The 14,991-nt window shown below is 27.5% G+C and carries 12 protein-coding genes; 11 read left to right on the top strand and 1 reads right to left on the bottom strand.

What is annotated here, in order from left to right; translation table 11 throughout:
- Positions 1–81 precede the first annotated feature (81 nt).
- From RWJ08_RS01920 to RWJ08_RS01870, 11 genes are all read left to right on the top strand, one after another.
- Entirely contained in the window at positions 82–1,008 is a 927-nt protein-coding gene (locus RWJ08_RS01920; RefSeq protein WP_313960870.1) for a lipoate--protein ligase, read from the top strand.
- Between the two features lie 9 nt (positions 1,009–1,017).
- Positions 1,018–1,521: a GNAT family N-acetyltransferase gene (locus RWJ08_RS01915; RefSeq protein WP_313960869.1), complete on the top strand. Its 504-nt coding sequence runs from the start codon at positions 1,018–1,020 to the stop codon at positions 1,519–1,521.
- A 250-nt stretch (positions 1,522–1,771) separates the two neighbouring features.
- Positions 1,772–3,601, top strand: coding sequence for a translational GTPase TypA (gene typA / locus RWJ08_RS01910; RefSeq protein ID WP_313960868.1), 1,830 nt, complete (start codon positions 1,772–1,774; stop codon positions 3,599–3,601).
- A 141-nt stretch (positions 3,602–3,742) separates the two neighbouring features.
- The gene (gene murA, locus RWJ08_RS01905; protein ID WP_293438825.1) at positions 3,743–5,005 is read left to right on the top strand and encodes a UDP-N-acetylglucosamine 1-carboxyvinyltransferase; all 1,263 of its coding nucleotides are present in this window, start codon (positions 3,743–3,745) and stop codon (positions 5,003–5,005) included.
- Positions 5,006–5,055: 50 nt separating this feature from the next.
- A complete protein-coding gene (locus tag RWJ08_RS01900; protein WP_313960867.1) occupies positions 5,056–7,275 on the top strand; it encodes an ATP-dependent RecD-like DNA helicase in 2,220 nt (739 codons plus the stop codon).
- Positions 7,275–7,916, top strand: a complete 642-nt coding sequence (locus tag RWJ08_RS01895; RefSeq protein WP_009372341.1) for a ComF family protein — start codon at positions 7,275–7,277, stop codon at positions 7,914–7,916. The genes RWJ08_RS01900 and RWJ08_RS01895 overlap by 1 nt, the downstream gene beginning before the upstream one ends.
- A gap of 247 nt (positions 7,917–8,163) precedes the next feature.
- Complete coding sequence (locus tag RWJ08_RS01890; protein ID WP_293438829.1) at positions 8,164–9,216, top strand: phosphate/phosphite/phosphonate ABC transporter substrate-binding protein; 1,053 nt, start codon at positions 8,164–8,166, stop codon at positions 9,214–9,216.
- Between the two features lie 77 nt (positions 9,217–9,293).
- The gene (phnC, locus tag RWJ08_RS01885) at positions 9,294–10,049 is read left to right on the top strand and encodes a phosphonate ABC transporter ATP-binding protein (protein WP_293438831.1); all 756 of its coding nucleotides are present in this window, start codon (positions 9,294–9,296) and stop codon (positions 10,047–10,049) included.
- 1 nt (position 10,050) lies between these two features.
- Positions 10,051–10,872, top strand: coding sequence for a phosphonate ABC transporter, permease protein PhnE (gene phnE / locus RWJ08_RS01880; protein WP_009372583.1), 822 nt, complete (start codon positions 10,051–10,053; stop codon positions 10,870–10,872).
- Positions 10,873–10,877: 5 nt separating this feature from the next.
- The gene (gene phnE, locus RWJ08_RS01875; protein ID WP_313960866.1) at positions 10,878–11,693 is read left to right on the top strand and encodes a phosphonate ABC transporter, permease protein PhnE; all 816 of its coding nucleotides are present in this window, start codon (positions 10,878–10,880) and stop codon (positions 11,691–11,693) included.
- Complete coding sequence (locus RWJ08_RS01870) at positions 11,693–13,195, top strand: bifunctional UDP-sugar hydrolase/5'-nucleotidase (RefSeq protein WP_313960865.1); 1,503 nt, start codon at positions 11,693–11,695, stop codon at positions 13,193–13,195. Before phnE (RWJ08_RS01875) ends, RWJ08_RS01870 begins: the two co-directional genes overlap by 1 nt.
- A gap of 108 nt (positions 13,196–13,303) precedes the next feature.
- On the opposite strand, the gene RWJ08_RS01865 is transcribed toward RWJ08_RS01870, so the two are convergent.
- A complete protein-coding gene (locus RWJ08_RS01865; RefSeq protein ID WP_313960864.1) occupies positions 13,304–14,698 on the bottom strand; it encodes an MATE family efflux transporter in 1,395 nt (464 codons plus the stop codon).
- Between the last annotated feature and the right edge of the window lie 293 nt (positions 14,699–14,991).

Raw genomic sequence — 14,991 nt, 5'->3', positions numbered from 1 at the left:
TTGAAAAAGGATAGAAGTTCTATCCTTTTTTTAATGAATATGATAAAATAGTTCTAATACTTTTGAAATTGAGGAGAAATTATGATTTTTATTAAAAATAAAATTACAGATGTATATTTTAACTTGGCTATGGAAGAATATATTTTTGAAAAATTTAAGGAAGATGAAGTTTTTATGCTTTGGATAAATGAACCATCTGTAGTTATTGGAAAACACCAAAATTTAATTGAAGAAGTAAATATGAAATACTGTTTTGATAATAATATTAAGATTGCTAGAAGACTTTCCGGTGGTGGGACAGTTGTTCATGATTTTGGAAATCTAAATTATACTTACATAACAAATACAACAGGAGATACTGCACTTGATTTTAAGGAATTTTTAAAACCGATGTATAAAGCTCTTTTAAATTTGAATATTGATGCTAATATTTCTCCTAGAAATGATTTTAGAGTTGAAGAAAAGAAAATTTGTGGACATTCTCAATTTATGAGAAAGAAAAGAGTTCTACATCATGGTTGCATTTTATTTGATAGTAATTTAAATAATTTAAGAAATGCATTGAATGTTGAAAACAAAAAAATTATTTCAAAATCTGCAAAATCTGTTAAGAGCAGTGTTGCAAATTTAAAAGAAATTTCAAAACTGGATTATGAAATTTCAGATTTTTTAGAAAAATTAAAAAATGAAATTTTAAAAACTCAAGAGGATTATGAAATTTATGAATTAACAAAAGATGATATTTTAAAAATAGAAAAAATAAAATCTGAAAAATATGCAACAAAAGACTGGATATATGGACAATCTCCTAAATGTACTTTTATCTTAGATGAAGAAAGAGATTATACTGTTGAAATTGAAGGTGGAAGAATTGAAAAAATCAATATTGGATACGATAATAAATTTGAGAGTTTAATAGGATTGTATGTTGAATATGAAGAAATAAAAAATAAAATAGATGAGTTGAATATAAAAGACGATTATGCTCAGAAATTTATAGAAATTTAAGGTGATTATATGCTATTTTTAAAAGAGATGAATATTGAAGATGCAAAGAAAGAATATATTGCAATAACTTCGATTCCTAAAGATGAGAATGGATTTGAGAATAAATTTTATAATGTTTCATTTGAAGAATTTGTAAATGAGATAATTCCAACTTGTGAAAAACAATCTAAGGGAATTGACTTAAAACCGAACAGAGTTCCTCAAAATTATTATTTCCTATGGGACGATGATGAAATTGCGGGTCTTTTTAAAGTGCGAAAAAAACTTAATGACTCTTTAAGAAAGGGAGCAGGGCATATCGGTTATGGAATTATAAAAAAATATAGAAAAAGAGGCTATGCAACAAGAGGCCTTAAATTAGTAATCGAGCTTATAAAAGATGAAATAAAAGAGGATGAAATTTATATGAGTGTAAATAAGGATAATACATACTCTTTAAAAACTCAGCTAAACTGTGGAGCTTACATATTTACCGAAAATGAAGACCACTATTTTACTAGAATTAAAATTTAAGATTTATTTTTATAATTGGCGATTCGAAATGGATTGCCTTTTTTATTGTGAAACAACAAGGTTCCCGTGAATCCACCCGATGTAAAGCATCGTGGAAGGGTGGGGTTCTTATTAAATAAAAATGTTATTCAGAGCTTATCAAATCAGAAGTAAAAATAGCATAAAATCAATAAAACTATTTTACTTTTTTACGTATATATGCTATAATTAATTGTTATGCGTTGGATATATAATATAGAAAGGAAAGTATATGAGAAATATTGAAAATATAAGAAATGTTGCGATTATAGCACATGTTGACCATGGTAAAACTACTTTGGTAGATTGTTTATTAAAAAGTAGCGGTGTTTTTAGAGAAAATCAAGACGTAAAAGAAAGAGTAATGGACTCAAATGATATAGAAAGAGAAAGAGGAATTACAATTCTTTCAAAAAATACTGCCATTGATTATAATGGAATAAAAATTAATGTAATTGATACACCAGGACATGCCGATTTTGGTGGAGAAGTTGAACGTGTTTTAAAAATGGCAAATGGAGTTATACTAGTAGTTGATGCTTTTGAAGGACCTATGCCTCAAACTAAATTTGTTTTGAGAAAAGCTTTTGAACTTAAATTGCCAACCATTATTTGCATAAATAAAATTGATAGACCTGAAGCTAGATGTGAAGAAGTTGTTGATGAAGTTTTAGATTTATTTATCCAACTTGATGCATCTGAAGATTATTTAGAAAGTCCTTTTGTTTTTGCGTCTGCAAGATCTGGATATGCAACCATGGATTTTAACAAAAAGACTGAAGATATGAAAACTCTTTTGGATGTTATTGTTGACTATATTCCTGCACCAAAAGGAGATGAAAAAGCACCTTTTAAATTGCTTATTTCTACTACTGACTATAGTGAATATGTAGGTAGAATAGGTATTGGTAAAATTGAAAGTGGTAGTGTTAAACTCGGAGATGATGCTGTAATTGTAAATTATAATGACAGCAGTATAAATAAGAAAATAAAGATTACTAAAATATATGAATTTGAAAATTTATCTAGAAAAGAAGTTGAGAGCTCTTCTGTAGGAAATATTATTGCGGTAACAGGGGTTGAAGGAATTAGTATTGGAGATACTCTTTGTTCTTTGGAAGATATAACACCTCTTCCATTTGTAAAGATTTCTGAACCTACTCTTGCTATGAATTTTATAGTTAATAATTCTCCTTTTGCTGGGAAAGAAGGGAAATTTGTTACAAGTAGACAAATTCGTGCAAGACTTTATAAAGAATTAGAAACAGACGTAAGTTTAAGGGTTGAAGACACAGATTCAACTGATAGTTTTAGAGTTTCTGGAAGAGGAGAACTTCATCTTTCAGTTTTAATTGAAAATATGAGAAGAGAAGGTTATGAATTTCAAGTTTCAAAACCTGAAGTTCTTTACAAAAAAGATGAAAATGGTAAATTATTAGAACCAATAGAAACTGTAACAATAGATGTAGATCAAGAATTTGTTGGTTCTGTTATAGAAAAGTTAGGACAAAGAAAAGCTGATTTAGTTAATATGAATCCTTCACAAGCAGGATATACAAGACTTATATTTAATATTCCTGCAAGAGGACTTATTGGATATCGTTCAGAGTTTTTAACTGATACTAGAGGAAGTGGAACTTTAAATACTGAATTTAAAGGTTATGAACCTTTCAAAGGTGAAATTCCAAAGAGAAATGTTGGCTCATTAATTTGTTTTGAAACTGGTGTTGCAACAGCTTATGGATTAAATTCAGCACAAGAAAGAGGAATATTATTTATTTCTCCTCAAGCGGAAGTTTATGAAGGAATGGTTGTTGGTTCTAATGCTAAGGGACTTGATATTGAAGTTAATGTTTGTAAAAAGAAACAACAAACAAATATTAGATCATCAGCATCTGATGATGCTTTAAAACTTAGTCCGCCAAAGATTATGAGTTTGGAAGAAATGTTGGAATTTATTGAAAGTGATGAATATATTGAAGTGACTCCAAAGAGTTTAAGAATGAGAAAGAAGATATTGGATTCACAATTAAGATATAAATCTAAGAAAAATAATAAATAGTTTAATAATATGTCATAAATGTGGTATAATAATTGTAAGTTTATATGTTATAAGGATAGATGTATTTTTAGCATAATGAAATAAATTTATTAATTGAGAAAAAATTTATATTTAAATAAAAAATATTTTGGAGGGATTTGTTTGCCTAAGATATTAGTAAGAAAAAGTGCTCCTTTAGAAGGTACTGTAAAGATTGATGGAGCAAAAAATGCAGCACTACCTATTATAGCTGCTTCACTTTTAGGAACTGAACCAATAGTGCTAGAAGATGTTCCTAATTTAGTAGATGTTAAGATAATTTTAAAAGTTTTAGAAAGTTTAGGTGCAAAAGTTGAATTTTTATCTGAAAATAGAGTTTCTATTGATTCAAGTAAGATTAATTCTTTTGTAACTGATAGAAGTTTGATGGAAAAGATGAGAGCATCATTCTTAGTAATGGGTCCATTACTTGCAAGATTTGGAAGAGCGGACGCGTTTTTACCAGGTGGATGTGCTATAGGTTCTAGACCAATTGATTTGCATTTAAAGGGATTTAAAATTTTAGGGGCTTTAATTGAAGAAGAACCTGATAAAGTTTCAGCAAGATGCGAAAAACTTTATGGAGATACAATTTATTTGGATTTTCCATCAGTAGGTGCAACACAAAATATAATGATGGCTGCAACTCTAGCTAAAGGTGAAACTATAATTGAAAATGCTGCAAAAGAGCCTGAAATTGTAGATTTAGGAAACTTTTTAAATAAAATGGGAGCGAAAGTCTCAGGAGCAGGAACTTCCACTATTAGAATTATAGGTGTAGAAAAATTAGGTGGTACAGTTCATACTATTATTCCTGATAGAATAGAAGCTGCTACATTTATGATAGCTGCTGCAATTACAGGCGGAAAAGTTGTAGTTCAAAATTGTATTTCAAATCATATAAAACCTGTTATTGCTAAATTGAAAGAAACAGGTGCTTATGTTGTTGTAAATGAAGATGAGGATTCAATTTTTGTAAAGGGTGGAGATAAGATTAAAGGTACAGATATTAAGACTTTACCTTATCCTGGTTTTCCAACAGATGTTCAAGCTCAATTTATGGCTTATTTGTGTGTATGTGAAGACCAAGCAAAAGTTACAGAAACAGTTTTTGAAAATAGATTTATGCATGTTGAAGAGCTTAATAAAATGGGAGCTATAATTGCTACAAGTGGGAAAGAAGCTAGAATTGCCGGCGTTAGACAACTTGTTGGAGCAGAAGTTAACGCTACAGATTTAAGAGCGGGAGCTGCGCTTGTTTTAGCGGGGCTTGTTGCTGAAGGTACTACAACCATTGGAAATATATATCATATAGATAGAGGATATAATGATTTTGTTGGTAAAATGAGATCATTGGGTGCTAATATTGAAAGAATAGAAGATTAATTTTTTAGGAAACTAGTTATAGTTTCCTAAATTTATATACAGGAGAATTTATGAAATTAACAGGAGAAGTTATAAAGGTCAGATATGTAAATGAAGAAAATGGATATTCTGTTTTTGACTTGAATACAAGTGATGGTGAAATCAAAATTGTAGGAATTTTTGATTCTGTTAATGTTGGAGAAAGTTTAGAAGTTGAAGGGGAGTTCACATATGATAACAAATATGGAGAACAGCTTAATGTAACTTCTTATCAAAAAAAATTACCTAGTTCTATTACTGAAATTCAAAAATATTTAGCTAGCGGAATTATTTCTACTATTGGTACTAAGAATGCTACCTATATAGTTGAACAATTTGGTAAAGAAAGTTTAAATATAGTTTTTGATGAGACCGATAGATTGATTGAAGTTAGAGGTATTGGAAAGAAGAGTATTGAGAAAATAAAAAAATCAGTTGAAGAATTGAAATTTAGCAAAAATATTTTATTTCACCTTAGTGGGCTTGGTATAAGTTTAAGTTTATCTAAAAAGATTTATAATATTTTTCGTGAAAATACTTTAGAAGTTATTAATGAAAACCCATACAAACTGATTAAAAATGTAAAAGGGATTGGCTTTTTAAAAGCTGATGAGATAGCTCTAAAGAATAATTTAGATAAAAATAGTCCTTATAGAATCGAATCAGCTATTATTTACGTTTTAAATCAAAAAGCTATAAATTTTGGACATGTATACTATCCTAAGAGAAAACTTACTGATGAAGTTTCTAAACTTATAGGAGTTGAAACAGAACTTATAGAACCTGTATATATGAATTTACTTTTATCTTCCGAAGTAGTTATAGATAATTCATTTGAAGAATCAAATGTTTATTTAGATTATTTATATATTTCTGAAAGCTATATTGCGAGTAAACTTGCAAAAATGGCTTTAAATGAAGATTTCAAAATTTTATTTGATATTGATAAGGAAATTAAAACTGCAATCAAAAGTTTGTCCATAAAACTGTCAGACATTCAGATAAATGCTATAAGCTCTTGTTTTAAAGAGAATATTTCTATTATAACTGGTGGCCCGGGCACAGGGAAAACCACAATAATAAATACAATATCAAAGATATATTTAGATAATGGATATAATATTTCTCTTTGTGCTCCAACAGGTAGAGCTGCAAAAAGAATCGAAGAAACTACAGGGATAGAAGCTAAGACTATTCATAGAATGTTAGGATATATTCCAAGCAGTTATGATGATATTGGACATTTCGAATATAATGAAGATAATCCTTTGGATACTGATGTAATTATTATTGATGAGATGAGTATGGTTGATGTGGTACTTTTTGAAAAACTTTTAAGAGGAATAAAGGATAATACCAGATTAATCATAGTTGGAGATGTTGATCAGTTACCAAGTGTTGGAGCAGGAAATGTTTTAAGAGATTTAATTAATTCTGAAAAGATAAAATATACTAAGCTTGTTGACATTTTTAGACAATCTGAAAATAGTAATATAATAGTTAATGCTCATAAAATTAATAATGGACAAGAACCGATTTTAAATGAAAAAAATAGTGATTTTTTCTTTTTGAAAACTGAATCTCCTGCAATTACCAGAAATATTGTAGTTGATTTGATTAGTAAAAGACTTCCAAAAGCCTATGGTTATGATTTTTCTAAAGATATTCAAATTCTTACTCAAAGTAGAAAAGGAATTTGTGGAGTTTTTGAATTAAATAGATTATTACAGGATATTTTAAATCCAAAAAATGAAGAAACAGATGAACTTTTAGTTGGTAATAAACTCTTTCGTGTTAATGATAAAGTCATGCAGACTAAAAATAATTATAATCTTTCATTTTTTGATTATGATGGAGAAGAAAATTTTGGCGTATATAATGGAGATATGGGACATATTATTTTCATTGATAAATCAAGTAAGAAGTTGACAGTTGAAATGGATGATAAGAGGCTTATAGATTATACCTTAGAAGATTTAGACAATTTAGAATTAGCTTATGCAATAACTATACATAAGTCTCAAGGTTCTGAATTTAAATCTGTAATTATTCCTATGTTTGACGGATATAGACTACTTCAAACCAGAAATTTATTATATACTGCAATTACAAGAGCTAAGGAAAATATTGTATTAGTTGGAGATAAGAATGTTATGAACAATATGATTAGAAACAACACTATAAATAGCAGATATTCTAATCTGGAAAATAGAATTAAACATTTTTACGGTCTTGTAGAGGAATTGTTGTAATGATAAAAAAATTTTTAAAAAGTTTCTTTTTTAATGAAGATTATTGTTTTTTCTGTAAAGATAATATTGTAAAAGACTTTTATTTGTGTGAGGATTGTATATCCAAAATCAGAAAATATGATAAGGAAATTTTTAATGATTATGGTGAGAATTGTTTTAAAAAAGATATTTTATTCTATTATTCTGGAATACTAAAGACAAAAGTTAAGGAATTTAAGTTTGAAAATGGAGTATATTTAAAAAATCCTTTTGGAAAGTTGATATATGACAATTTAGATAAATCTTTGCTTGAAAAGATAGATTATATTGCTTATGTTCCTTCAAGTAAAAAGAAAATTAAACTTAGAGGATATAATCATTCAAAACTTCTTGCAGAGGAAATTTCAAAGTACTCAAACATACAGTTGTTTGATAATCTTCATAAGATAAAAAATACAAAATCACAACATTTTTTATCCCTTGAAGAAAGAAGCGTAAATTTAAAAAATTCTTTTTTAGTTGATTGTGATTTAACGGGAAAGAATATTTTACTATTAGATGATATACATACAAGTGGTGCAACAATTGATGAATGCTATAAAGAATTAAAAAAGTCTAATTGTAATTTTGTATGGGCTGTATGCTTATGTGGAGTTTATTAATATTTATAATTAAGTAAGTTATTTTTAACTTGCTTTTTTATTGTTAAAATACAATATTTCTAAATTTAACTAACTTAAAATGGCATAAAAAACTATGTTTAAAAATAATTTAGATATATTATTTTTAAAAATTTTGTTATAAAAAGTCGAAAAAAAGTCATTATTATAATTGTAAACAGTTTTCTAAAATGATATAATATAAGGGCAAATCATACAATTTATGTTTCACTAATATATAGGGGGAATTATGAAAATATTTAAAAAAATTTTAATTTCATCTTTGGCACTTGTTTTAAGTGCAGGACTTCTTGTGGGCTGTGGCTCTAAAAAAGAAGAAAAAAAATCTGCTGATGGAAAAATTACTATTGAAAAACTTACAATTGGTTTTGTACCTTCAAGAGAACCGTCAGAAATAGTTACTGCAACTGAACCTTTAAAGAATTTATTAAAGGAACAATTAGCAAAAGAAGGATATGATGTTAAAAATGTTGAAATAACAGTTGGAACAAGTTTTGAAGCGGTAGGAGAAGGACTTAATGCTGGAACACTTGATATTGGATTTATTCCAGCGGGAACTTATGTTTTATATAGAGATGGAGCGGAAGTTCTTTTGACTGCTACTAGAAAAGGATTATCTGTAAATGATGATTCTGCTAAAGTTTGGAACGAACAAAAACCTACAAAGAAAACAGAAGATCAAGTTACTTCTTATAGAGCATTAATTATTGCTGGACCATCTGAAAAAGGACAAGCTATAGCTAAAAAAGTAAATGCTGGAGAAAAATTAACTTGGGATGATGTAAAAGATTTAAAATGGAGTGTTATGAATCCAACTTCACCTGCAGGATATATTTATCCAACTCTTTGGTTAAATGAAAATTTCGGAAAAACTATTAAAGATTTAGGAAATAATGCAATTTTAAGTGATTCTTACGGTTCTGCTTTTGCTAGACTTGCTTCAGGTCAAGTAGATGTACTTTGTACATATGCTGATGCTAGACTTGATCAAGAAAAGAAGTGGACTGAAAATTATGGAAGAAAAACATCTATTTGGGAAGATACAAATCTAATTGGTGTTACAACTCCTATATATAATGATACTGTAAGTGTTTCTAAAAAATCTAAGAATATAACACCTGAATTCAAAAAAGCTCTTGAAAAATCACTTATTGAAATAGCTAAAACTGAAGAAGGGAAAAAAGTTATATCTGTTTATAGTCATGAAGGTTATCAACCAGCAAAGGATAGCGACTACGATAATGAAGCAAAAGCTCAAGATATTGTAAAAAAATTAAAATAATGATGAATTAATTAAATTGTGTGAGTATTAGGGAGAGAGAAATCTCTCCTTTTTTAACAAAATATATGGAGAAAAAAATGATAGAATTTAAAAAAGTTAGTAAAGTTTATCCTAATGGAACAAAGGGATTAATCGATATCGATTTAAAAATAGATCAGGGAGAGTTTGTAGCGATTATAGGACTTTCTGGATCAGGTAAATCTACATTAATTAGATGTGTCAATAAGATGCATGAAATTACTTCAGGAGAATTAATTGTAAATGATGTTGATGTAAAAAAATTAAGTGGATCAGATATTAGAAAATTTCGAAGAAAAATTGGAATGATTTTTCAATCTTTCAACTTAGTTACAAGAACTACAGTTATAAAAAATGTTTTAACTGCATTTGTTCCGGATTTAACAGGTTTTAGAAAATTTTTTGGGATATTTCCTAAGGAATGCAAGATAAAATCTTTAGAAGCTTTAGATAAAGTAGATATGTTGGAAAAAGCTTATGTAAGAGTTGACCAACTTTCGGGAGGTCAACAACAAAGAGTAGCTTTAGCAAGAGCCTTAGGTCAAAACCCTCAAATTATTTTAGCCGATGAACCAGTTGCCGCTCTAGATCCTGTAACTTCAAATCAAGTTATGGAAGATTTTAGAAAAATTAATAAAGAAAATAATATTACAATTTTAATTAATATTCATGACGTAGATTTAGCTTTAAAATATTGTGATAGAGTTGTTGGAATAAACAAAGGTAGAATTGTTTATGATGGATCAGCAAGTGATATTACAAAGGAAATCTTAGATAAAATTTACCAAAAAGATTTATTTGAAACTGGAGAATAATATGAAAAATATATTTGATACTATATTTCCAAAAGAAAAGATAACTTTAGATAATGGAAAAGTTGCTTTCAGGCCACGTTCAAAAACTCCTTTAATTACAGTTATCGTAATTTTTTTAATGTATATTTCAGTAAAGGTTACTGGTTTTAATTTTGAAGTATTTAAAAATTTTGGAAACTTTTTTAATATTTTAAAAGGGATGATTCCACCTGATTTTAGTTATTCTAAAGAAGTTTTAACTCCACTTTTTGATACTATAAAAATGTCTTTGATGGGGTCATTTTTAGGAGCATTAGTTTCATTACCTATTGCAATTTTAGCTTCCAGCAATATAACTAAAAATAAATTTGTAAATGGATTTTTTAAATTATTTTTAAGTATTTTAAGAACTCTACCTTCTCTTGTTTGTGCTTTAATAGCAACTTATATATGGGGTCTTGGTACTTTTGCAGGAACTGTCGCAATCTTTATTTTTTCATTATCTTATGTTGGAAAATTATTATATGAATCAATTGAAACTGTTGATATGGGAGCTTTTGAATGTATGGAATCTATGGGATTTACTAAATTCTATGCTTTTAGATATGCTATATTACCAGTTGTTTTACCTTCATATATTTCAACAGCACTATTTAACTTTGAAGGTAATGTTAGATATGCAGCGATTTTAGGTTATGTTGGTGCAGGTGGTATTGGTATGATTTTGAATGAAAAACTCGGTTGGAGAGAATATTCAAAAGTTGGTACCATAGTATTTTTATTACTTTTAACTGTTTTTGTAATAGAAATTATAAGTGAACATTTTAGAGGAAGGTTGGAGTAATGGAAATGATGAATTCAAAAGTAGAAGAAAAATTAAAAAAAGAGCCAAAATCTTATACTTATATCATTGCAGTTATCGTAATAGTTTTAGGACTTTTAGTTTGGTCAGCAATGTCTATTAAAAAAGGCGATGATGTTAAAGATTCAATGACTATTGCTAAAAACATTATAAGTGGAATATTACATCCTGATGTAGAATTTCTTTTTAGACTTGATAATAAAGGTGTAATTTATTTACTTTTTGAAACAATGTGTATTGCGTTTTTAGGAACCATAATTGGAGCAATTATTTCTATTCCTTTTGCATTTATTTCTGCAAAGAAAATTGTCTCAAAATATGTAGCTGTAATTGGAAGATTTTTTACAATGTGTGTTAGAACTGTTCCAGCTTTTATTTATGGACTTATGTTTATAGGTGTTACAGGACCTGGAGCGCTGGCTGGGGTATTTACAATGTCTGTTGTTTCAATAGGAATGGTTACTAAATTATATATAGATGTTATAGAAGATTTAGATTTTGGAATAATTGAATCACTTTCTGCGATTGGTTGTACTAAAATTGAGCAAATAAGATATGGAATTTTACCACAAATTTATTCAAAGTTAATTTCTATAGTTATTTACAGATTTGATATGAATTTAAGAGATGCATCTGTTCTTGGACTTGTTGGAGCGGGTGGAATTGGGGCACCACTTATTTTTGCAATGAATAATTATCGTTGGAATGAAGTTGGATCAATTTTAGTTGGAATAATTGTTTTAGTTTTAATTATAGAAGTATTTTCTAATAATGTAAGAAGAAAATTGGCGAGGGGATATTAATGGCTTTTAAAATTTTATCTACCACTGATGTTCATGGTAATTTATTGGCATACAATTTTGTAAACTCTGCTATAGCTAGTAAAGGACTTTCAAGATTTTCAACTTTTTTAAAAGAGGAAAGAAAAAAGGGAAAAGTAATTTATGTTGATAATGGAGATATAAATCAAGGAACACCTTTGGTAACCTATGCTAATGCTAATTTAAAAGAAAATATAGTTGCTAAAGCTCTTAATCATATACATTGTGATTATATTAATATAGGAAATCATGATTTTAACTATGGTAGTGAATTTTTATATAATTATGTTAAAGAAAATAATGCAAAATGTATTACCAGTAATGTAAAGTATAAAGATGAAAAACTTGGAAATACAGATATTATTGATATTGATAATAAAAAAGTTGCACTAATCGGAGTTGTAACTGATTATATTGACCATTGGGAAAATCCTAAAAATTTAGAAAATTTGGAAATCTTAAGCGTTTTTGAAACTGTTAAAAACTCAGTTGAAGCTGTTAGAGATAAGGTTGACTATGTGGTAGTTTTTTATCATGGCGGTTTTGAAAGAGATTTGGAAAATGGAAATCCTACTGAAAACTTGACAGGAGAAAATGTAGGATATGAGATTTGTGATAAAATTTCCGGAATAGATGTTTTAGTTACAGGTCATCAACATAGGACTTTAACAGGAAAGATAAAAGACACTCTTGTAATACAATGTGCCGATGGCTGTGCAACTTGTATGGAAATTTTATTTGATGAAGGTATTTCAGTTAATCTTAAAGATATTTCAGAATATGAAATTGATTTTGAAATGGAAGAAAAATTTAAAGAAGTTTTAAATGAAACGGAAAAATGGTTGGATATTGAAATTGGTAGTTGTAATAAAGAAATGTATATTTCTGATACAAAGACTGCTCAATTGGAAAAACATTCGATTACAAGTTTTATAAATAAAATTCAAAAAGAAACAATGGGAGCGGATATTTCTTCTTGTTGTCTTTTTGAAGTTATGCCTGGTTTTGGTAAAAAGTTAAGATATAGAGATATAATTTTAAATTATCCATTTCCAAATACATTAGTTTTAAAAGAAATGAGTGGGCAAAATATTTTAGATTATTTAACACAGCTTTCAACTTATTGGATAGTTAAGGATAATAAAATTGATATTAATCCAAAGTTTTTATATCCAAAAAGAGAGATGTATAATTATGACATGCTTGACGGAATAGAATATACAATGAACATTTCAAAAAGTGGTAAAAATTATATAACATATGTAAAAGTTGATGGAGAAGAGTTGATTTTAGATAAAAAATATAAACTTGTATTAAATAATTATAGAGCGACTGGTGGAGGAAATTTTTCGTTTTTCCCAGAACTTAAAACTCTTAAAGAAGATACGAGGGATATCGCCGAAGTTTTGATTGATTATGTAAAAGATAATAATTATGTTGAAATTGAGGACAAGAATAATATAAAATTAAAAATAGTAGATTAGGTAAAAAGGCTATTGCAATCGATGCAATAGTCTTTTTATATAAAGAGAAAATAAAAAAAGGTTGGAAATTATTCCAACCTAAACTTTTAAAAATTCTATCTCTTAATTTTATCTGTAAAATGATCCTTGTTGCCATCCGCCTTTTAAATATATTGCATGAGCAATCATACTTACTAATACATTTGAAATTGCCATTGCAAGCCATATACCTGTTGCACCATAACTTGTAAAATTCTTGAAAAAAAGTATTAATGGAAGCCTTATTATCCAAAGTCTTATCATATCTATAGCCATTGAATACTTACTATTTCCAGAACCTTGGAAAAGTCCTTGATATACAAAAAACATATTTAACATTACAAGAGTTATTAATGTATAGAACATATAACTATTTGCTTGTACCATAAGTACTGAATCTTTTGGTGCACTTATAAAGAAAGATAAAATTTCATATCTAAATATAAAACTAATTATTGCAATTATAATTGACATAATAATTATAATAATAGAAGCTTTTTTAAATGTTTCTTTAACTCTCTTAATATTATTATTTCCTATATTTTGTCCAATAATTGAAGTTATTGCAGAGCCTACTCCGCCTGGAGGAATATTTAAAAGTCCACTTATTCTATTTACCATACCGTAAGCTGCAACAGTTTCTGTTCCATAGCTTTGAATAAATGAGTTCATTATCATGAAACCTATGGCAGTTCCAACTTGCCCTATTACTGATGGTAAAGTAATTCTATAAATTCTTTTTAGAATATGTTTTTCCCATTTAATATATACTAAACTATTTAGATTTAATTTAATAATATCTTTGTTTATTCTTAAATGAATAAATCCAACAATACACATTATTCCTTGTGTTAATACTGTTGCAACAGCCGCACCCTTTACTCCAAGTCCAAATCCTGAAATTGATGTAAAAGGAATTATATCAAAAATAAAAATCGGATTTAAAATCATATTTAATATAACACAAATTGTACTTATCATTGTAGGAATTGTGTTTTTGCCCTGAGCAGATAATATTGATGAATATATGTAGTAGAGAAATATAAATGGAATTCCAAGATAGCTATATTTTAAATAGATTATACTATATTTTGCTAAATCTCCAGTTGCACCCATCATTTTTACTATCAAATCAGCACTAAAATATCCTAACAACATAAATACTATAGAAAATAGTAAAGAAATATTAATTAAAGTATCCGCATATTTTTGTGCATGTAAATAATCCTTTCGACCTAATAATTGAGAAATTAAAGATATAGCAGCTATTGACAGTCCAATCCCAATAGAATTAAATAAAAAAATAACAGGCCAAGTAAAACTTGTTGATGCAAATTCTGCTGTTCCTAATTTTCCTAGCCAAAAGGCATCTGCAAGAGAGTATAACTGTTGAATAAAATTGTTTAAAATAATTGGAATGGATATTATTGCGATTATTTTGTAAATATTACCATGTAGAATCATTTCACTTCGTTCTTTTTTCATACAACACCTCCCATAAAAATTTATACCTTTATTATATTCCACAAATATAGTGGAATAAAACATATTTAAATAAAAATCTTTTAAAAATATTATAATAATAGTAAAAAATGTACTTTTAAATTATTTAGTTCAACTAATTTTTTGAAAATATTTATCATTAATTATAGAAATTTATTATAATTTCATATAAATTTGTTAGTTTATTAAAAATTATATTATCAGTGTAATATCAATAATAAAAAATAATATTATTATCTTAAAATAAATTATGATAAATTATAAAAATATGATAT

The organism is uncultured Parvimonas sp. (assembly GCF_963524015.1).
Classification (GTDB): domain Bacteria; phylum Bacillota; class Clostridia; order Tissierellales; family Peptoniphilaceae; genus Parvimonas.
This window is presented reverse-complemented; position numbering and strand designations above follow the sequence as displayed.